Raw genomic sequence first — 20596 nt, forward strand, 5'->3', positions numbered from 1 at the left:
CATGCCTAGCTTCTTCATCGACAGGCCGATTTTCGCCTGGGTTGTCGCGCTGTTCATCTGTCTGATCGGCGCGATCTCGATTCCGCTGCTCGCGGTCGCGCAATATCCGATCATCGCGCCGCCCTCGATCTCGATCTCGACCAGCTATCCCGGCGCGTCGCCGGAGAACCTCTACAACAGCGTGACGCGGCTGATCGAGGAGGAGCTCAACGGCGCCGCCAACATCCTGAACTTCGAATCGACCTCCGACTCGCTCGGCCAGGTCGAGATCATCGCCAACTTCAAGCCGGGCACCGACACCAGCCAGGCCTCGGTCGAGGTGCAGAACCGCCTCAAGCGCGTCGAGGCGCGGCTGCCGCGCGCCGTGATCCAGCAGGGCATCCTGGTCGAGGAAGCCTCGTCCGCCGTGCTGCAGATCATCACGCTGAACTCGACCGACGGCTCGCTGGATGAAGTGGGCCTCGGCGACTTCATGATCCGCAACGTGCTGGGCGAGGTGCGCCGCATCCCCGGCGTCGGCCGCGCCACGCTGTATTCGACCGAGCGCAGCTTGCGGATCTGGATCGATCCGGCCAAGCTGGTCGGCTACGGCCTGTCCGCCGACGACGTCAACAAGGCGATCACGGCGCAGAACGCCCAGGTCGCCTCCGGCAGCATCGGCGCCGAGCCGAGCACCGATACCCAGAAGATTTCCGCGCAGGTGCTGGTGAAGGGCCAGCTGTCCTCGCCCGACGAGTTCGGCGCCATCATCCTGCGCGCCAACAATGACGGCTCGACGGTCCGCCTGCGCGACGTCGCGCGGATCGAAGTCGGCGGCCTCAGCTACCAGTTCAATACGCGCCTGGACGGCAAGCCGACCGCCGGCCTCTCGGTGCTGCTGTCGCCGAAGGGCAATGCGCTGGCGACCGCGAGCGCGGTCGAAGCCAAGATGAAGGAGCTGTCGCGCTTCTTCCCGGCCAATATCTCCTACGAAATCCCCTACAACATCACGCCGGTGGTCGAGGCTTCGATCAAGAAGGTCCTGACGACGCTGGCCGAGGCCGTGGTGCTGGTGTTCGTCGTGATGTTCCTGTTCCTGCAGAACATCCGCTACACCATCATCCCGACCATCGTGGTTCCGGTGGCGCTATTGGGCGCCTGTGCCACGCTGATGATCGCGGGCTTCTCGATCAACATGCTGACCATGTTCGGCATGGTGCTGGCGGTCGGTATCCTCGTCGACGACGCCATCGTCGTGGTCGAGAACGTCGAGCGCATCATGGCGGAGGAAGGCCTGCCGCCGAAGGAGGCCACCAAGAAGGCGATGTCGCAGATCACCGGCGCCATCATCGGCATCACGCTGGTGCTGATGGCGGTGTTCGTGCCGATGGCGTTCTTCCCCGGCTCGGTCGGCATCATCTACCGGCAGTTCTCGGTCACCATGGTGGCGGCGATCGCGTTCTCGGCGCTGCTCGCGCTGTCGCTGACGCCGGCGCTGTGCGCGACGCTGCTCAAGCCGGTCAAGAAGGGCCACGGCCATGCCGGCAAGGGCGTGTTCGGCTGGTTCAACCGCGTGCTCGACACCAGCCGCGCCGGCTATACCCGCACGGTGCAGGGCTCGCTGAAGCGCACCGGCCGCCTGATGCTGATCTACCTCGTGCTGTTCCTCGGCGTCGCCTACGGCTTCGTGCGGCTGCCCGGCGGCTTCCTGCCGGTCGACGACCAGGGCTTCATCACGACCGACGTGCAGACGCCGTCGGAGTCGTCCTATGCCCGGACCGAAGCTGCGGTCGAGCAGGTCGAGAAATACCTCAAGGACCGCGCCGGCATCGAGAACGTCACGTTCCTCACCGGCTTCAGCTTCCTCGGCCAGGGCATGAACACCGCGCAGGCCTTCATCACCCTGAAGGACTGGTCGGAGCGCGGCCCGAAGGATTCCGCCGCCGCCATCGTTGCCGACATCAACCGCGACCTGTCGTCGATCCGCGACGCCAGGATCTCGGCGTTGCAGCCGCCGCCGATCGACAACCTCGGCAACTCCTCGGGCTTCTCGTTCCGCCTGCAGGACCGCGGCCAGAAGGGCTACTCGGCGCTGATCGCCGCGTCCGATCGCCTGATCGCGGAGGCCAATGCCAGCCCGATCCTGCAGAAGGTCTATGTCGAAGGCCTGCCGCCGGCGCCGCAGGTCAATCTGATGATCGACCGCGAGAAGGCGGGCGCGTTCGGCGTCACCTTCGAGGACATCAACAACACGATCTCGACCAATCTCGGCTCGAACTACATCAACGACTTCCCGAACCGCGGGCGCATGCAGCGCGTCATCGTGCAGGCCGACAAGACCAGCCGCATGAACGCGGACGACATCCTGAACTACAACGTTAAGAACAGCCGCGGCCAGCTGGTGCCGTTCTCGGCCTTCGCCACCATCGAGTGGACGAAGGGGCCGACGCAGATCGCGGGCTTCAACTACTATCCGGCGGTGCGCATCTCCGGCGAGGCGCGGCCCGGCTTCACCTCGGGCGATGCGATCGCCGAGATGGAGCGGCTCGCCGACAAGCTGCCGCGCGGCTTCGGCTATGAATGGACCGGCCAGTCGCTGCAGGAGAAGCTGTCGGGCTCTCAGGCGCCGTTCCTGCTCGCGCTGTCGGTGCTGGTGGTGTTCCTCTTGCTGGCCGCGCTCTATGAGAGCTGGACCATTCCGCTCGCGGTGCTGCTCACCATTCCGCTCGGCATTCTCGGCGCGGTGGTAGCGGCGACGATGCGCGGGCTCTCCAACGACGTCTATTTCACCGTCGGCCTGATCACCATCATCGGTCTTGCCGCCAAGGACGCGATCCTGATCATCGAGTTCGCCAAGGATCTGCGCGCGCAGGGCAAGCCGCTGGTCGAGGCGACCATCGAGGCGTGCAGCCTCAGATTCCGCCCGATCCTGATGACCGGTCTGGCCTTCGTCTGCGGCGTGCTGCCGATGGCGATCGCGACCGGCGCCGGCGGCGCCAGCCAGCAGGCGCTCGGCACGTCGGTGATGGGCGGCATGATCGCGGTGGTGATCCTCGCGCTGCTGCTGGTGCCGGTGTTCTTCGTCAGCGTGCAGCGCGTGCTGGCCGGCGACCGCGAGACGGCGCCGGGGCAGGGTGAGGCGTACGGCCCGCCCGCGCCGGCAAGGATCGGTCACTGACATCAGGACCGGCGCCGGTCAGATCAGCGGCTTGCTTTCGCAAGCCGAGCAATCCAGATTGCAGCTCTGGATTGAACGGGAGCATTTGGGCAACCCCGGGATTGAGGGCATGCGATGCGGCCGAGCGATATTGCGATCTCGAATTATCGCTCGATCCGGCGGCTCTTCATGCCCATCCAGCCGCTGTCCGTCTTCGTCGGCGAGAACGGCGTCGGCAAATCCAATCTCTACAAGTCCCTGTCGCTGTTGCGCGACGCGGCGACCGGCCGGATCACGCGCACGATCGCCGACGAGGGTGGATTGTATTCCGTCTTCTGGTCCGGCAATCGCAGACGCGGAGACGATGCGCGTCTGCGGTTGGCTGTGAGATTCGACCACGTCAGATATTCCATCGAGCTCGGATTCCCAAGCCCGGTCGTGGCAGCATTTCCCGGTGAGCCGATGATCAAGTCCGAAACGATCGAGGCGACCCACGGCAAGAAAACAATACTGATGATGGAGCGCACCAACTCACTCGTCCGTGTCCGCGCTGAGAACGGCACCTGGAGCCAGCACAAGGATGCGGTGCTGCCGTCGGAAACCGCGCTGGCCGGATTTTCGGATGGTAAGGGAAGTCCCGAGATCGACCTGATCCGAAATGCAATGCTGAGTTGGCGATTCTATCACGACTTCCGGACCGATCCGGCGTCGCCGATACGAAAGCCGTGTCTCGCGATCACGACACCTTCGCTGAGCGCCGATGGCCACGATCTGGCTGCCGTGTTGGTAACCCTGTTCACGATCAGGCAGGATGCCGGCGATCTGCAGGATGCGATCGAGGACGCATTCCCGGGTGCCGAACTGCGGGCATGGGAAAAAAATGGGCTATGTGAATTCCAGCTGCAACAGGCGGACATGCCGCGTCCGTTCAAGGCGCACGAACTATCCGATGGAACGTTGAAGTATATCTGCCTGCTCGCCGTGTTCATGGGCTATCGGCTGCCGCCGTTCATCGCGTTGAACGAGCCCGAGACCAGCCTGCATCCATCGCTGCTGGCGCCATTGGCGCGGCTGATCGCCAAGGCGTCGCGCCGCGCCGACATCTGGATCGTCACCCATTCGGAACATCTGATGGAGGCGTTGCGAAGCGAGAGCTCTGTCCCGCTGCGCCGGGTGATCAAGGCGAAGGGCGCCACGACCATCGAGGGCCTGTCCCTCGGCGGTGAATTTCGTGACGGGGAAGACGACCAGGATGACGATGACGACGACTAGATCGCGCCTTCGCGCTACTGCCCGAGCGGCTTCAGGATCTTGATCAGCTCGCCATGCACGAACTCGTTGCCGCAGACGACGTGGCCGGTCTGCAGCGGGTCGTCATTGCCCTGGATGCCGGAGACGGTGCCGCCGGCTTCGCGCACCATCAACAGGCCGGCCGCGACGTCCCAGGCCTGCAGATTGCGCTCCCAATAGCCGTCGAGCCGGCCGGCAGCGACAAAGGCGAGGTCGAGCGAGGCGGCGCCGAAGCGGCGGAAGCCCGCGACCTTGGTCTGCAGCGCGGCCATCTCCTGCAGCGCCAGCTGGTGATTGCCGCGGCCGATATGCGGCAGGCCGCAGGCCACAACGCATTCGTTGAGCTGGCGGCGGCCGGCGACGCGCAGCCGCTGGTCGTTGAGGAAGGCGCCCTTGCCGCGCTCGGCGATGTAGAGCTCGTCATTGGCGGGATTGTAGATCACGCCGGCGATCACGGTGTCCTCGCGCTTGAGCCCGATCGAGATCGCGAATTGCGGGATGCCGTGCAGGAAGTTGGTGGTGCCGTCCAAGGGATCGACGATCCAGGTGTGGCTCTTGTCGCTGCCTTCGTGCTTGCCGCCTTCCTCGCCGAGGAAACCGTAGCCGGGCCGGGCCTTCTCGAGGTCGGTGTAGAGCATCTCCTCGGCGCGCTTGTCGGCGAGCGAGACGAAGTTCGCCGGCCCCTTCAGCGACACCTGGAGATGTTCGATCTCGCCGAGGTCGCGCTTGAGGCTGCGGCCGGCGCGGCGCGCGGCCTTGACCATGACATTGATGAGAGCGGAATAGAGCATGATGGAAGCTGGTGGCTTTCGAGCGTTGGAAATCGATCGGGCAGCGTAGGCAAGACCCTGCCCGTCATCCTGAGGAGCGTGGAACGCGCGTCTCGAAGGATCGGCGGCCCGGTCCGGGGCCGTGCATCCTTCGAGGCTCGCTCCGCTCGCACCTCAGGATGACGGGAAACGGCCTGTGGCGCCCTGGGTTTCGGACTGGGTGCCCTCTGGAAGTGGCGCCGTCAAGGCGTCATTTGACGTTGTTTCCGATCCATTTTCGCGCGGCTGCCTCGGCCTTGGCGCGGTCTTCCGGGCTCATATCGGCGAGGATGTCGTCGAGATCGGGGTCGCCCTTGCCCGCGGTCTTGGCAACCGTGTGCCATTTCAGCGCCTCGACCTTGTCCACCGGAGCGCCGGCGCCGGTCGCCAGCACATGGGCGAGGCGGTTCTGCGCGATCGCGCTGTTCTGCCGGGCCGCCTTGCGCAGCAGCGCCACCGCCGCCGGCACGTTTCGCGGCGTGCCCGAGCCGTTGTAGAGGGCGATGGCATATTCGACCTCGGCATCGACATTGTCGGCCAGCGAGGCCGCCTGCAGCAGCCGCGCCGCCTTCTCGAGGTCCTTCGGCACGCCGGTGCCTTCCTTGTAGAAGGTCGCGAGCGCGTATTGCGCCTCGGGGCTGCCGGCGTCGGCGGCCATGCGCAAGAGCTCGGCGGAGCGGCGGAGGTCCTGCGGCAGGGTCTGGCCGTCGAGATAGAGCAGCGCGAGATTATAGGCCGCCTTGGGCTCGCCGAGCTTGGCCGACGACGCCAGCAGTTTGACCGCGGCATCCTTGTCGACCGCGCCGCCGCGGCCCGCGATCTTCATCATGGCGAGCGCGAACATCGCCTCGCGGTCGCCCGCATCGGAGGCGCGCTTGTACCAGTCGTCGGCCTTGACGTAGTCGCGCTTGACGCCGAGCCCATTGGCATAGAGCTCGCCCAGCATCGTCATGGCCTTGGCATCGTTGTTGTTCTGCGCGCGCACGGTCGCGAGGTCGAACGCGGTCTTGTACATGCCGCGCTGATAGGCGCCGTAGACGAGGTCGACATTGGGATCGTCGACGGCCTGGGTCGGGGTCGGCGAGGGCGTCGGAGATGCGGCAGGCTTCGGCGTCGCGGAGGCGGCGGGCTTGGGCGTCGGCTTCTTCGCGACCGGCGAATGCACCTTCGGCTTCGGAGCCTCCTTCTTCGCGGGCGGCGGCGTCTGGGCCGGCGGCGTGATCGAGAGCTGCGCCATCGCGCCGCTCGCCAGCATCGTGCAGCCGAGCGCAACACCTATCGGACGCAGGCATTTCATTCCGGCGTCATCCCTCGGCCTTTCCGTCGGCCTTGGCCTTGCCGAATGCGCCGGCATGCGCCTGCGCCATCGCGTCGCCGATCTCGACGAGCGCCGCCTTGGCGCCGCGCGGATCGGACCAGATGAAGTCTCCGACCAGCACGAAATCCGCGCCGGCCGCCGCAAACGCCTCGGCTTCCTCGCGCGAGGTTGCAAAGCCGACGCAGGGCGGCTCGAACAATTCGTCCCACCATTCCAGCCGCTCGGCGATGGCCTCGCGCGAGGGCCGCTGTCCGTTGGCGTCGGGCTCGCCGAACAGCACATAGTCGGCGCCGGCTTCGCCCGCGGCCATGGAATCGTGGCGGGTCGCGAGCCCGCCGACGCCGACAATGCGGTCGGGCTTCAGCGACGGCACCGCCTCTTCCATCGCGGCGATGCCGGTCAGATGCGCGCCGTCGGCGCCGGCGCGAGCCACGATATCGGAATGGCCGTCGATCAGCAGCGCCGCGCCGGCGTTCTGGATCGCAGGCGCCAGCGCCTTGATGGTGGAGATCATGCTGCGCGGATCGCTCTCGCGCAGCCGCACCAGCACGGCCGCGACCTCGGCCACGGCAAGCAGCTCGGTGAGCTCGGCCGCAAGCCGCGCGGGCTCATCGACCGGCGGCGTTGCCAGATAGAGGCGCGGCGCCGGCCGCGGCGGAACGAGCTTGGTCGCCAACTATGCCGCCTGTTTCTCGAGGCCGGCTTCCCAATTGCCGGTGCTCGCGAGCCCGTTCATCCGGGCGCGATGCGAGAAGGCATGCTGGCCCGCGGGCACGTTGTCGGGCTTGCCGGACCACGCCTTCTGCGGCGCCGCCTGCAGCGCACGGCCATAGGAGAAGGTTAGGCGCCAGGGCAAATTGCCAATCTTGTTCATGGCGTCGAGATGGGCGGTGGCTTCCTCGTCGCTCTGGCCGCCGGAGAGGAAGGCGATGCCGGGCACCGCGGCCGGCACGCAGCTCTTGAGCAGGCGGATGGTCTTCTCGGCGACTTCCTGCACCGGCGCCTGCTTCGGGCACTTCTTGCCCGAGATCGCCATGTTCGGCTTCAGGATCATGCCTTCGAGCGCGACGCGCTGCACCCGCAATTCCTGGAAGGTGCGGTTCAGCACGCGCTGCGTCACCTCGTAGCAGCGGTCGATGTCGTGATCGCCGTCCATCAGCACTTCCGGCTCGACGATCGGGACGATCTGCGCGGCCTGGCACAGCGCGGCATAGCGCGCCAGCGCATGGGCGTTGACGCGGATCGCGGTCATGGTCGGAATGCCCCGGCCGCCAGTGCCGCGGCTGCCGGCACCCGAGCCGATGTCGATCACCGCGCGCCATTTCGCAAAGCGCGCACCGCGCTCGTAATATTTCTTCAGCCGCTCGGCGAGCTTGTCGAGGCCGACGGTGACGAGTTCGCCCGGGCAGTTCGGCAAAGGCTGCGTACCCTCGTCGACCTTGATGCCGGGGATCGCGCCGGCCTGCTCGATCAGCTTGACCAGCGGCGTGCCGTCCTTGGCATTCTGCCAGATCGTCTCGTCGTAAAGGATGACGCCGGAGATGTACTTGCTCATCGCCTCCTGCGAGCGGAACAGCATCTCGCGATAGTCGCGGCGATTGTCCTCGGTCGAATCGACCTTGATGGCGTCGAAGCGCTTCTTGATCGTGCCGGAGGATTCGTCGGCGGCGAGGATGCCCTTGCCCGGGGTGACCATGGCAAGCGCGATTTTGTTGAGGTCGGAGAGGTTCATCGGGGCGTCCTCCAGAGCCATTGCCTTTGCAAACCAAAATAGGCGGTTCTCGGGCAAATGCCTAGAAAACGTTCGTCGCGGCCGGTGTTTGTCGCAGCCGGCGATCAAACCCTCGGGACACCGTTTCCGACTGCGTCGGAGCCGGTGCCCCCCGTAATGTTTCAGGCGATATGTTGTCAGGCGAGCTTGTCAGGCAACCTTGGGGTCGAGCTGGCCCGCGGCGTAGCGCTTGGCCATTTCCGCGGTGGTCAGCACCTTCTTGATCTTGCTGGCCTGGCCCGCGGTGTTGAACTCCTGCAGGCGCTGCTTGCACAGCTTGGTCATCGCCTCCATCGCGGGCTTCAGGTACTTGCGCGGATCGAACTCTTCCGGATTGTCCTTCAGCACCTTGCGGATCTGGCCGGTCATCGCCATCCGGTTGTCGGTGTCGATGTTGATCTTGCGCACGCCGTTCTTGATGCCGCGCTGGATCTCGGCGACCGGCACGCCCCAGGTCGGCTTCATCTTGCCGCCATTGGCGTTGATGATCTCCTGCAGCTCCTGCGGCACTGACGAGGAGCCGTGCATGACGAGATGCGTGTTCGGCAGCTTGCGATGGATTTCCTCGATCACGTTCATGGCGAGGATGTCGCCGTCGGGCTTGCGGGTGAACTTGTAGGCGCCGTGCGAGGTGCCCATCGCGATCGCGAGCGCATCGACCTTGGTTTCCTTGACGAACTTCACGGCTTCGTCCGGATTGGTCAGCAGCTGGTCGTGCGACAGCTTGCCCTCGGCGCCATGGCCGTCTTCCTTGTCGCCCATGCCGGTCTCGAGCGAGCCGAGCACGCCGAGTTCGCCTTCCACCGAGATGCCGCCGAGATGGGCCATGCCGGTCACGGTCTTGGTGACGCCGACATTGTAGTCCCAGTCGCCGGGGGTCTTGCCGTCGGCCTTCAGCGAGCCGTCCATCATGACCGAGGTGAAGCCGGCCTGGATCGCGGTCATGCAGGTGGCGGGCTCGTTGCCGTGGTCGAGATGCACGCAGACCGGGATCTGCGGGTAGATCTCGGTGACGGCGTCCATCATGTGCTTGAGCATGACGTCGTTGGCGTAGGACCGCGCGCCGCGCGAGGCCTGGATGATGACGGGCGCGTCAACCTCGGAGGCCGCCGCCATGATCGACAGCGCCTGTTCCATGTTGTTGATGTTGAAGGCAGGTACACCGTAATCATGCTCGGCCGCGTGGTCGAGCAGTTGCCGCAACGTGATGCGAGCCATTTCCATTTCTCCCTGTAGTGCAAGTTCGCGGATGTGACCTAAATCAACCTTTTTTCAAGACTTCGACGCCCGGCAGCGGCTTGCCTTCCATCCATTCAAGAAACGCGCCGCCCGCGGTCGAGACGTAGGAAAAATCTCCGCCGACGCCCGCCTGGTTCAGCGCAGCGACAGTGTCGCCGCCGCCGGCGACCGAAATCAGCTTCCTGGCCTTGGTGCGTTCGGCGGCATGCTTGGCCGACACCACGGTGCCGCGATCGAACGGCGTCAGCTCGAAGGCGCCGAGCGGGCCGTTCCAGACCAGCGTCGCCGCGTCGTCGATCGCGGCATGGATGCGCGCGATCGATTGCGGACCGACGTCGAGGATCATGCCGTCGGCCGGGATAGCATCGAGGCCATAGGCATGCGACGGCGCGTTGGCGGCAAACTGGTTGGCGACGACAGCGTCGACGGGGAGGATGATCGCGCAGTTGGCGGCGTTGGCCTTCTCCATGATCCGCAGCGCGGTCGGGGCGAGATCCTTTTCGGCGAGCGACTTGCCGACGGCGACGCCCTGCGCGTGCAGGAAGGTGTTGGCCATGCCGCCGCCGATCACCAGCGCGTCGACCTTGTTCACGAGGTTTTCCAAGAGGTCGATCTTGGTCGAGACCTTGGCGCCGCCGATGATCGCGATCACCGGCTTGGTCGGCGCTTCCAGCGCCTTGCCGAGCGCGTCGAGCTCGGCCTGCATGGTACGGCCGGCATAGGCCGGCAGCTTGTGGCCGAGGCCTTCGGTCGAGGCGTGGGCGCGGTGCGCGGCGGAGAAGGCGTCGTTGACCCAGATGTCGCCGAGCTTGGCGAGCTCCGCAACGAAGCCGGCGTCGTTCTTCTCCTCTTCCTTATGGAAACGCGTGTTCTCCAGGCAGAGGATGTCGCCGTCCTTGAGGGCGACGACCGCCTTGGCTGCGGCATCGCCGATGCAGTCCTCGGCGAAGGCGACCGGGCGCTTGATCACCTTCGACAGCGCGTCAGCGACCGGCTTCAGCGATTCCTTGGGATCGCGTCCCTTGGGGCGGCCGAAATGGGCGAGCAGGATCACCTTGCCGCCCTTGTCGGAAATTTCGGTGATGGTGGGGGCAACGCGCTCGAGCCGGGTGGCATCGGTGACGCGGCCATTTTCCATGGGGACGTTGAGGTCGACGCGCAGCAGCACGCGCTTGCCCTTCACGTCGACGTCGTCGAGGGTGCGGAACGATTTTGTCATGAGCGTTTCCTGTGCGGCCGGACACCGCCGTCCGAAGGACGGCGTCGCTTTCGCTTGCCGATGTCGCGGCCGTTGAGGTCGCGAACGCGGGGGCAAACACGCAGATGCCCGGCGCTTGGCCCGGCATCACGAACAGTCGAACTTAAACCAGCTTGCCGATCGTGACGGCGGTGTCCGCCATACGGTTCGAGAAGCCCCACTCATTGTCGTACCAGGACATCACGCGCACGAAGTTGCCGTTCTGCACCTTGGTCTGGTCCATGTGGAAGGTCGACGAGTGCGGATCGTGGTTGAAGTCGATCGAGACGTTCGGCGCGTTGGTGTAGCCGAGGATGCCCTTGAGCTGCTGCTCGGACGCACGCTTCATCGCCTCGTTGATCTCCTTGGCGTCGGTGTTGCGCTTGGCGACGATCTTGAGGTCGATCACCGAGACGTTCGGGGTCGGAACGCGGACCGAGACGCCGTCGAGCTTGCCCTTCAGCTCGGGCAGCACGAGGCCGATCGCCTTCGCGGCACCGGTCGAGGTCGGGATCATCGACATCGCCGCGGCGCGGCCGCGATAGAGATCCTTGTGCAGGGTGTCGAGCGTCGGCTGGTCGCCGGTATAGGCGTGGATCGTGGTCATGAAGCCGGTCTCGATGCCGACGGTGTCGTGCAGGACCTTGGCGACCGGCGCGAGGCAGTTGGTGGTGCAGGAGCCGTTCGAGACCACCAGGTGGTCCTTGGTCAGCGTGTCGTGGTTGACGCCGTAGACGATGGTGGCGTCAGCGCCGTCGGCGGGCGCCGAGACCAGCACGCGCTTGGCGCCGGCGGCGAGATGGGCCGCGGCCTTCTCCTTCGCGGTGAAGATGCCGGTGCATTCCAGCGCGACGTCGACGCCGAGCGCCTTCCACGGCAGCTTGGAGGGATCGCGCTCGGCCGAAACCTTGATCTTGTTGTCGCCGAGGCTGATCGAGTCGCCGTCGACGGTGACGGTGCCGGGGAAGCGGCCATGCACGGAATCGAAGCGCAGCAGGTGCGCGTTGGTCTCGACCGGGCCGAGGTCGTTGATGCCGACCACCTCGATGTCCTTGCGGCCGGACTCGGCGATGGCGCGCAGAATGTTGCGGCCGATACGTCCAAACCCGTTGATCGCGACGCGGATTGCCATGCTCGTCTCCTCTAAAGCTGTTGTCAGCCCCGCGGGAGGGGCTCCCACGAGGTTCTTACGGCGGAACGCCCGGTTCGGCCGGGCGCGTACGGAAAAGATGGAGCTTAGGTAATCCTTTTTCGCGACAAGCTCAACCTTGACCCGCGGGAGGCTGGCCAGCGTCAGACGCGCTTGGTGGCAGCGTTAACGACGGCTTCAGCGGTAATGCCGAAATGCCGGAAAAGGTCCTTCGCCGGGGCGCTGGCACCGAAACCGTGCATGCCGATGAATTCGCCGTCATGGCCAATCACGGCATCCCAGCCCCAGCGCACCGCGGCCTCGATCGCGATCTTGACCGGGGCATTGCCGATAATGGCATTTTGCCGCTCGGCGGGCTGCGCCAGCAGCAATTCCAGCGACGGGACCGAGACAACCCGCGTCGCGATGCCGCGCCCGGCCAGCTGCTTCTGCGCCTCGACCGCGATCTGGACCTCGGAACCGGTGGCGAACAATGACACTTTTGCGTCGCCTTGGGCGGCGACCAGCTCGTAGGCGCCGTGGCTGCACGGGTTGTCGTTCGGCGCCGTGGTGCGGAGCTGCGGCAGGTTCTGGCGGGTCAGCGCCAGCACCGTCGGTCCATCGACGCGGTTGAGCGCCAGTTCCCAGCACTCGGCGGTCTCGACCGCGTCGCAGGGACGGAACACGCGCATGTTGGGGATCGCGCGCAGTGCGGAGAGGTGCTCGACCGGCTGGTGCGTCGGGCCGTCCTCGCCGAGGCCGATCGAATCGTGGGTCATGACATAGACGACGCCGGTGCCCATCAGCGCCGACAGCCGCATCGCGGGGCGCGCATAATCGGTGAACACCAGGAAGGTGGCGCCGTTCGGCGCGAAGCCGCCGTGCAGGAAGATGCCGTTGAGGCACGCCGCCATGCCGTGCTCGCGGACGCCGTAATGGATGAAGCGGCCCTTCGGCGTCTTGGCACCGAACGCCGTCGCCGACTTCGCCTTGTTATTGTTGGAGCCGGTGAGGTCGGCCGAGCCGGCCACGAACTCCATCGGCATCGCAGCCGCAATCACCTCGATCGCGGCTTCCGACGATTTGCGGGTCGCGACGTTGAGCGGATTTTCCAGCAGCCCCTTCTTGAAGGCGCGCAGGCCCTTGGCGAGCGACTGCGGCCGCTCGTGGCGAATGCGGCGTTCGAACTCGGCGCGCTTGCGGCTGCCGAGCTGCGCGAACTGCTCGTCCCACGCCTTGTGCTCGGCGGCGCCGCGGGCGCCTGCCTCGCGCCAGGCCTTCAGCACATCGTCGGGCACCGAAAACGGCTCGAGCGAGATGCCGAGCTTCTCCTTGGCGGCCTTGAGCTCGTCGGCGCCGAGCGCCTCGCCATGCGCCTTGGCGGTGCCGGCCTTGTGCGGCGCGCCGTACCCGATCGTGGTCTTGCAGGCGATCATCGAGGGCTTGTTGGATTTCTGCGCGCGGGTGATGGCAGCGGCAATCGCCTGCGGATCGTGGCCGTCGATCAATTCGGCGGCCCAGCCTGCGGACTTGAAGCGCTTCACCTGGTCGACAGAATCGGAGATCGAGGTCGGGCCGTCGATCGAGATGCCGTTGTCGTCGTACAGCACGATCATCTTGTTGAGCCGCCAGACACCGGCGAGCGCGATCGCTTCCTGCGAGATGCCTTCCATCAGGTCGCCGTCGGAGGCGAGCACATAGGTGTGGTGGTTGACGATCTTCTTGCCGAACTCGGCGGCCAGCATCTTCTCGGCGAGCGCCATGCCGACCGCGGTCGCAATGCCCTGGCCGAGCGGACCGGTGGTGGTCTCGATGCCCTTGGTGTGGAAATTCTCGGGGTGTCCCGGCGTCAGCGATCCGAGCTGGCGGAAATGCTTGAGCTGGTCGAGCGTCATGTCCTTGTTGCCGGTGAGATACAGCAACGAATAGAGCAACATCGAGCCATGGCCGGCCGAGAGCACGAAGCGGTCGCGATCGGGCCACGCCGTGTCGGCCGCATCGAATTTCAGGAATTTTGTGAACAGGACGGTCGCGACGTCGGCGGCGCCCATCGGCAGGCCGGGATGGCCGGAATTCGCCTTTTCGACGGCGTCCATGGCAAGGCCACGGATCGCATTGGCCATACGGGTGTGATCGACCTGCGTCATGATGAAAAGTCCGCCTAAAATGAGGAGCTGATTGCTGGACGGATCGGGGCGGGCAGCCGCGATACGCGCGTGGATGGCCTTACGGGTTGCGGGTGGATTAGCACCTCAATTCCGCAAGTCCAAGGCGATGAAACGCCTCAAAACGGGGAAAAGTTGCCCGAAATCGCCCTATTTCATTCAACGGTGCATAGTTCTGCGCCGCCGTTGCGCTGGGCTCGCTTGCCACGTAAATTTCGTCCCGTAAACGCTTGCCGAACCGCCAGTTTTGCCGTGCGGCAGGCTTGTCTGCAGCAGGCTACCAAGCCAACCGAAGGGTCCACGCCGCGTGCCATGAGTGATCGTCTCGCCAACGGGTCTGGCAATACCGAGGCACCGCTTGCCGATATCGATGCTGCGACAAAGCGGCTGATGTCAGCGCTTGATGCGCTGGAGAGCTCGGTGGAGCGGCGCCGCGAGGCCGACCGCGACGAGAACGAATTGGCGAGCCGGATCCAGGCACTCGGCGCCGATCGCTCGCGGCTTGCCGACGAGCTCGACGGCTCGCTGGTGAAGACGCGCAAGCTCGAGCGCGCCAATCGCGAGATCGCGGAAAAGCTCGACGCGGCAATCGGCAGCATTCGCGCCGTGCTCGATGGCGGAGACAGCAGATGAGCCACATCAACGTCACCATCAATGGCCGGCAATACCGGATGGCCTGCGAGGAGGGCCAGGAGGTGCGGCTGCTGAAGCTCGCGGAAAATCTCCAGCAGCGCGTGGAATCCCTGCGCGGCAAGTTCGGCGAGATCGGCGATGCGCGGCTGACGGTGATGGCGGCGCTCACCGCCTGCGACGAACTGGTCGACGCCAGCGCACGCATCCGCAGCCTGGAGGAAGAGGTCGAGCAGCTGCGCAATGCGCGCGTTGCCGCCATCGACCGCGCCCGCGCGACCCAGACCGCGGTCTCGAACGCGCTCAACGCCGCCGCCGAGCGGATCGAGCGCACCACGCAGGTGCTCAACCGCACCATCGGCGGCGGCATCGCGATCGGGTGATTATTTTTCCCGGCATCGGGTGATCTGATCCTCCCCTGGAGGGGTCGAGACGAGCGAAGCTCGCTCTTGGGATCGACGCTCATGGAATGAGCGGCGAGGTGGGGTGACGGTCCCTCCACGCGCGCAGTGCCGTGTTGAGAGATCACCCCGCCCCGTCTCGCATTCGCTTCGCTCATCGCGAGCCGACCCTCCCCCTCCTGGGCAGGGCTATCGCATATGCCCCTTGGCGACCGCGCAAGTGCTTGGCCTCGTGGTTCGAGACGCGCCGCAAGCGGCGCTCCTCACCATGAGGGTCTACTATTGTGCCGCAAAACAAGACCTCATCCTGAGGAGCCCGCCGAAGGCGGGCGTCTCGAAGGATGGCCACGAGGGGCACCGCCACGAAATGCGATAGCCCTGCCCTCCAGGGGAGGGTGAAGAGACGTGCTAGCCTCGACTGCGTCTTCCTTACCGCTGGCGGATTGCGGCAACGATGGCTACATTAGCCCCGCGAAGCTGCGTCGTGCGTCAGGAGCCATATATCCCCGGGGCCTTATCGATCCTTTAGGGAACTGTCCCTGGCCGGGTCCGTGGACCCGGACATATGGTGCCCACCTACTTTCGTAGGGACTCCGGGATCGAGCGCTCCAACGGCCTCTGCGGCTTCGCACTGATTTTTGCTGTTGCCTTGTCGTCGCGCTGCGGCGGTTGAATTGTCTAGCAGTGTTGTGCCCCGCGATACGGGGCGTCCAGCGCGCCGCGGCCTGGCCTTAACGAAAGCTAGCGTCTCTGGAATGATGGATCGTCCGTTGTCGCGGACGACGACAGCGGAAGATGGATCATGCACGCATCTCCATCGAAGGCCGAGCTCCGGGCACTTGCTCTCGCCAAGCGCGATGCGCTGAGCGACGAGCAGCGCGCGACGGCTGCCGAAGCGCTCGCCAAGCGCGGCGCGCCGTTCGAGATCGCGCAGGGCATGATCGTCTCGGGCTATGCGCCGATCCGCAGCGAGCTCGATCCGGCGCCATTGATGAAGAAGCTTGCCGACAAGGGCGCGCGGCTCGCGCTGCCCTGCATCAACGCGCGCGGCCAGTCGCTGATCTTCCGCAGCTGGTCGCCGCAGGACCGGCTGATGCTCGGGCCGCTCGGCATTCCCGAGCCGTCGCCGGCCGCCGCCGAGGTGCATCCGGACGTGATGCTGGTGCCGCTCGCGGCTTTCGACAAGCTCGGTCACCGCATCGGCTACGGCGCCGGCTATTACGACTATACCTTCGCGCATCTGCGCAAGGCCAAGCATGTGATCGGGGTCGGACTTGCCTTTGCTGCACAGGAAACCAAGGCGATTCCGGCGCTGTCGCACGACGTCCCGCTCGATTATGTGCTAACGGAGCGCAAGACGTTCGATTTCCGGAGTAGCTAGCCTTGCGAATTCTCTTCGTTGGTGACGTCGTCGGCAGGACCGGCCGCACCGCCATCGCCGACCACCTTCCCGGCATGATCAGGGACTGGTCGCTCGATCTCGTGGTCGTCAATGGCGAGAATTCCGCCGGCGGCTTCGGCATCACCGAGGCGATCTATCAGGAGCTGCTCGACGCCGGCGCCGATGCGATCACGCTCGGCAACCACGCCTGGAATCAGAAGGAGGCGCTGGTCTTCATCGAGCGCGCGCCGCGCCTGATCCGCCCGCTGAATTTCCCGCGCCATTCGCCCGGCCGCGGCGCCACGCTGGTCGATACCAAGAGCGGCAAGCGAGCGCTGGTCATCAACGCGATCGGCCGCGTCTTCATGGAGCCGTCCTCGAACGATCCGTTCAGCGCCATCGAGCGCGAGCTCGAGGCCTGCCCGCTGCGCGAGGGCTGTGACGCCATCGTGCTCGATTTCCATGCCGAGGCGACCAGCGAGAAGCAGGGCGTCGGCTTCTTCTGCGACGGCCGCGTCAGCCTCGTGGTCGGTACGCATACCCATGTGCCGACATCAGATCATCAGGTGCTGCCCGGCGGCACCGCCTATATGAGCGATGCCGGCATGACCGGCGACTATGACTCGGTGATCGGCATGCAGAAGGAGGAGCCGCTGCAGCGCTTCCTCACCGGCATTCCCTCCGGCCGTTTTGAGCCGGCGGGCGGTGTGGCAACGCTGAGCGGCGTCGCGGTCGAGACCGACGATGCGACCGGGCTCGCGGTGAAGGTCGCGCCGGTGCGCGCCGGTGGGCGGCTCGAGCCCGCGGTGCCGGGATTTTGGGTGACCCGTTAGTGCGCGGAGGGGGGAGCCGCGTTAGGGTCGTCCCGATAGGCTGACGCATCCGGAGCCACGGCAAAAACCGGCACTTGCTCATCGTATCCCTTGATCGTAACGCTCCCAAGAGCCAGCAGCGGTATATGTCCATCGACCGCTGTAGCAACAGCCTGATCAACAAGGATCTGGCCATCGATCGCGGCAGAGCACAGTCGAGCCGCCAGGTTCACTGCGTTTCCTATTGCCGTGTAGGCAAACTGACCTTCGTATCCAATGCGCCCCACTGTCGCCGGGCCCATCGCAAGTCCAATTCCCATGCCGATCCCGTAATTGTGCTTGCGCCAGCCGGCCACGAGGCTTTGCGCCACGGATCGCATCTCGATTGCGAGGTTGAGCGCTGCAAGCGCGGGATCCGGGCAACTCACTGGAGCGTTGACCAATAGCATGAGGCCATCGCCGGTAAAATTGGTCAGCGTCGCCCCATGTCTTACGATGATCGTTCCGACAGCCGCGTGATACTCATCGAGGACTCTCATCACGACCTCAGGCTCGTTGCGATTCGAAAACGACGTGAAATCGCGCAGGTCGACGAAAACGGCCACCACCTCCCGCCGCTGCCCCTCGAGCACGGTATCGTCGCCGGCACTCTCGACAAGTTCGGCAATCTGCGGGGCGAGGAAGCGCTTCAATCGATTGATGCGATCTGATTTCTCCTTTGAGAGGCCAAGCTCCCTTGCCATCCCGTTGAAGCGAACGGCTAACCGCTCGAGTTCGTCACCCGTCGAGATCGTCACGCGGTGATCGAATTGACCGGCACCGACCCGCTGTGCGCCTTCTTCGAGCAGCCGAATCGGTCCCGACATCCGGCCTGCAAGCCAGTAGGCCAGGACGATGGCAAGCAAGGTGCCGATCGCCGCCAGCAGCAGCGAGCGCCACAGAGAGGCCCGGAAGGGAGCAAATGCTTCCGCCGCCGGCTGCTGGACGACCACGGTCCATCTCAGGCTGGGGATTTCCGCCGCCAGGGCAACGACCGGGCGACCCTCGATATCTTCTGTTTCGGTGGCGGAGTCGCCCGATTTGGCTATATCGTGCCGCAGACGATTGAAGGCGTCGGCCGTCGCGTCACCGCGCAGCACAAGGCTGATGTCGGGATGAGCCACCAGCCGGCCAGTGTCGTCGACGACGAACGCGTCTCCGGTCTCGCCGATCTTGATGGCCGTGACCACATCCCAGATCAGCTTCAGGTTGACGTCCGCAACGGCGAACCCGGTCGCGTTCCGGTTTCCGCTTATTGCGATTGCCATGTGAGGCTCCGAGCCGCGCTGGTATCTGACGGGGCCGTACCACACCTTGGAGCCGCCCTCGCGGAGTTTGTCCACGGCCGGGTCGCTCCGAGAACTCGTGTCTTCGCCAACGCGGTTGATTGCCAGTCGGGATATCATCGCGTGTCGGACACCTGCTCCATCGAACAGCGAAACCGAGGAGATCGCCGGCACCTGCCGCAAGAGGCGCTGAGCATCAATTTTGTGCTGCTCGTCCTGGCTGTCCGTCCAGGGAAACTGCACGAGCCATCCGAGCTGGTCACGAATGCCATCGGTAAAGGTCTGAATCCGGTCGGCGGCTGATCGGGATTCGGATCGGAGGAGTTCGGTTAGATGAACGCGTTGCTCGCGATAGCCAAACCAGGCTTCCCCCATCGCTCCCAATGCCAAAGGCAAAACCACGGCAACGAACAGCGTGAAGAAATATTTGACAAAAAGCGTCCGGTGCGGGTTCGGCACGTGGAGTACCTTTTGAAAGCACCACTTCTCGCCTGATACTATCACGCCATCGAGCCCAAGGCAGGTTCGGCGACGGCCGCCTTAGGCCGAGTGAACCTTTCAGGGGGAGCAAGGACAAATTTCTATTACTACGTCCGTTCGGGAGGAGGCGCGATATGCATCGACGCGCGTTCCTTGCTTCGACACTAGCCGCGACGTTCGTGCCGAAGTCGCTGGTGGCGCAATCCTCGGAGAGGGTTCGTCGCATCGGCTGGGTGACCGCACAGACGGCGGCGAGTCTTGCACCCTATATCGAGGCATTCCGCCAGGGCCTCAGCGAGCATGGCTATACTGAAGGGCGAAACCTTGCGATCGAATATCGCTACGGCGAGGGGGTCGACGGCCGCGTGTCGGAACTCGTTCGCGAGCTGGTGCGGCAGCCGGTCGACCTGATCGTGGCTCAGGGGACGGCGGCCTTCGAGCTTCCTCAGCTCGATCTACCCGTCGTCTTTGTGATCAGCGCGGATCCCGTTTCTTCCGGCTTTGCGGACAGTCTCGCGAAGCCTCGCGGGAATAAATCCGGCCTCACCCTGATGGCGGTCGAACTCAACGGGAAACGCCTCGACCTGCTCAAGGATATCATCCCGAAGCTTCGCCGCGTCGCGGTTATTGGCAACCCCGAACATCCCGGCGCGCATCTCGAGCGCGGTTTTTCCGAAGAGACGGGACGCCAGCTCGGAATCACGATCGACTACTTCCCAACCCAGACCCGGGACAAGCTCACAGCCGCGCTGGCAGCGATGGCCGACGATCCTCCGCAGGCGGTCTCCATTCTCGCCGACGGCTTCGCGATCCAGAACCGGCAGATGATCATTGATTTCGCGATGAGCAAGCATATCCCGGCCATATCCGGATGGCCGATTTTCGCTCAGAGCGGAGCGCTGTTTACCTATGGACCGAAGGTCGCTGATTCCTACCGGCGTCTCGCCTATTATGTCGATCGCGTCTTCAAGGGGGCGAGGCCGGTCGATCTGCCGATCGAACAGCCGACCACGTTTGAATTCGTCATCAACATGCGCACGGCGAAGGCCCTGGATATCGCGATCTCACCGTCCCTGCTCATGAGGGCCGATCGCGTCATCGAGTAGGACGGACTCTAGTCTTGCCGAAAACCCATCCGGAATGCGCCCGAGTGGCGGCCGTTCACGACGATCGGCGAACACAGGTCTTTCATCAGCACGAAATTGCCGCCGCCCATGTCGCGGAGCCCGCGGTGCCGGGTTTTGGGTGAAGTGAGTTTCAGCGCTCGCTCGCTGCAGATTTTTTCGTCATTGCGAGCGAAGCGAAGCAATCCATCTTACCACAAGCGGCGGCATGGATTGCTTCGCTTCAGCGCAAAATTGCTTTGCAATTTTGTCGCGAGCTCCTCGCAATGACGTGGGATGGAGCCGCGGATTCCGCGACGAGGAGTGTTCGTACTATTTCGGAATAATAGAAGAATAATTCCGAGTTGCC

Annotated in this window: 16 protein-coding genes and 1 other RNA gene; 8 read left to right on the plus strand and 9 right to left on the minus strand. The window is 64.9% G+C overall.

The window, feature by feature from the left end; genetic code table 11:
* The first annotated feature begins 1 nt into the window (after position 1).
* Together ACE10X_RS06490 and ACE10X_RS06495 are read left to right on the plus strand one after the other, a co-directional pair.
* Positions 2-3157, plus strand: coding sequence for a multidrug efflux RND transporter permease subunit (locus ACE10X_RS06490; RefSeq protein ID WP_304557474.1), 3156 nt, complete (start codon positions 2-4; stop codon positions 3155-3157).
* A gap of 114 nt (positions 3158-3271) precedes the next feature.
* Positions 3272-4408 (plus strand): AAA family ATPase, encoded by a 1137-nt coding sequence (locus ACE10X_RS06495; protein WP_304557475.1) that lies wholly within the window; start codon positions 3272-3274, stop codon positions 4406-4408.
* A gap of 14 nt (positions 4409-4422) precedes the next feature.
* Here ACE10X_RS06495 and ACE10X_RS06500 read toward each other — a convergent pair whose 3' ends face one another.
* From ACE10X_RS06500 to tkt, 8 genes are all read right to left on the minus strand, one after another.
* Entirely contained in the window at positions 4423-5217 is a 795-nt protein-coding gene (locus ACE10X_RS06500; protein WP_375764093.1) for an inositol monophosphatase family protein, read from the minus strand.
* Positions 5218-5446: 229 nt separating this feature from the next.
* Entirely contained in the window at positions 5447-6532 is a 1086-nt protein-coding gene (locus ACE10X_RS06505) for a tetratricopeptide repeat protein (RefSeq protein WP_038386569.1), read from the minus strand.
* Positions 6533-6539: 7 nt separating this feature from the next.
* Positions 6540-7229, minus strand: coding sequence for a thiamine phosphate synthase (locus tag ACE10X_RS06510; RefSeq protein WP_038386568.1), 690 nt, complete (start codon positions 7227-7229; stop codon positions 6540-6542).
* A complete protein-coding gene (locus ACE10X_RS06515) occupies positions 7230-8285 on the minus strand; it encodes a class I fructose-bisphosphate aldolase (protein WP_038386573.1) in 1056 nt (351 codons plus the stop codon).
* Positions 8286-8474: 189 nt separating this feature from the next.
* Positions 8475-9542, minus strand: a complete 1068-nt coding sequence (fba, locus tag ACE10X_RS06520; RefSeq protein WP_028332808.1) for a class II fructose-bisphosphate aldolase — start codon at positions 9540-9542, stop codon at positions 8475-8477.
* 43 nt (positions 9543-9585) lie between these two features.
* Positions 9586-10782 (minus strand): phosphoglycerate kinase, encoded by a 1197-nt coding sequence (locus ACE10X_RS06525; RefSeq protein WP_038386567.1) that lies wholly within the window; start codon positions 10780-10782, stop codon positions 9586-9588.
* A gap of 142 nt (positions 10783-10924) precedes the next feature.
* Entirely contained in the window at positions 10925-11932 is a 1008-nt protein-coding gene (gap, locus tag ACE10X_RS06530) for a type I glyceraldehyde-3-phosphate dehydrogenase (RefSeq protein ID WP_038386566.1), read from the minus strand.
* A gap of 161 nt (positions 11933-12093) precedes the next feature.
* A complete protein-coding gene (tkt, locus tag ACE10X_RS06535) occupies positions 12094-14076 on the minus strand; it encodes a transketolase (RefSeq protein WP_038386565.1) in 1983 nt (660 codons plus the stop codon).
* Between the two features lie 330 nt (positions 14077-14406).
* Here tkt and ACE10X_RS06540 point away from each other — a divergent pair, with 330 nt between their 5' ends.
* From ACE10X_RS06540 to ACE10X_RS06560, 5 genes are all read left to right on the plus strand, one after another.
* A complete protein-coding gene (locus ACE10X_RS06540; RefSeq protein ID WP_028343976.1) occupies positions 14407-14727 on the plus strand; it encodes a DUF4164 domain-containing protein in 321 nt (106 codons plus the stop codon).
* Positions 14724-15107 (plus strand): cell division protein ZapA, encoded by a 384-nt coding sequence (locus ACE10X_RS06545; protein ID WP_028332812.1) that lies wholly within the window; start codon positions 14724-14726, stop codon positions 15105-15107. The genes ACE10X_RS06540 and ACE10X_RS06545 overlap by 4 nt, the downstream gene beginning before the upstream one ends.
* 489 nt (positions 15108-15596) lie before the next feature.
* Positions 15597-15756, plus strand: a non-coding RNA gene (ssrS, locus tag ACE10X_RS06550) — 6S RNA.
* Positions 15757-15927: 171 nt separating this feature from the next.
* Positions 15928-16506, plus strand: a complete 579-nt coding sequence (locus ACE10X_RS06555) for a 5-formyltetrahydrofolate cyclo-ligase (protein ID WP_028343974.1) — start codon at positions 15928-15930, stop codon at positions 16504-16506.
* A 2-nt stretch (positions 16507-16508) separates the two neighbouring features.
* Positions 16509-17339 (plus strand): TIGR00282 family metallophosphoesterase, encoded by an 831-nt coding sequence (locus tag ACE10X_RS06560; protein WP_038386564.1) that lies wholly within the window; start codon positions 16509-16511, stop codon positions 17337-17339.
* On the opposite strand, the gene ACE10X_RS06565 is transcribed toward ACE10X_RS06560, so the two are convergent.
* Entirely contained in the window at positions 17336-19102 is a 1767-nt protein-coding gene (locus tag ACE10X_RS06565; RefSeq protein WP_038386572.1) for an adenylate/guanylate cyclase domain-containing protein, read from the minus strand. The two genes, ACE10X_RS06560 and ACE10X_RS06565, sit on opposite strands and share 4 nt — an antisense overlap.
* Positions 19103-19257: 155 nt before the next feature.
* Here ACE10X_RS06565 and ACE10X_RS06570 point away from each other — a divergent pair, with 155 nt between their 5' ends.
* On the plus strand, positions 19258-20229 hold the full coding sequence (locus ACE10X_RS06570) for an ABC transporter substrate-binding protein (protein WP_038386563.1): 972 nt from the start codon (positions 19258-19260) through the stop codon (positions 20227-20229).
* Positions 20230-20596 lie beyond the last annotated feature (367 nt).

Origin of the sequence: Bradyrhizobium sp. Pha-3 (assembly GCF_042258325.1) — a bacterium.
Taxonomy (GTDB): domain Bacteria; phylum Pseudomonadota; class Alphaproteobacteria; order Rhizobiales; family Xanthobacteraceae; genus Bradyrhizobium; species Bradyrhizobium elkanii.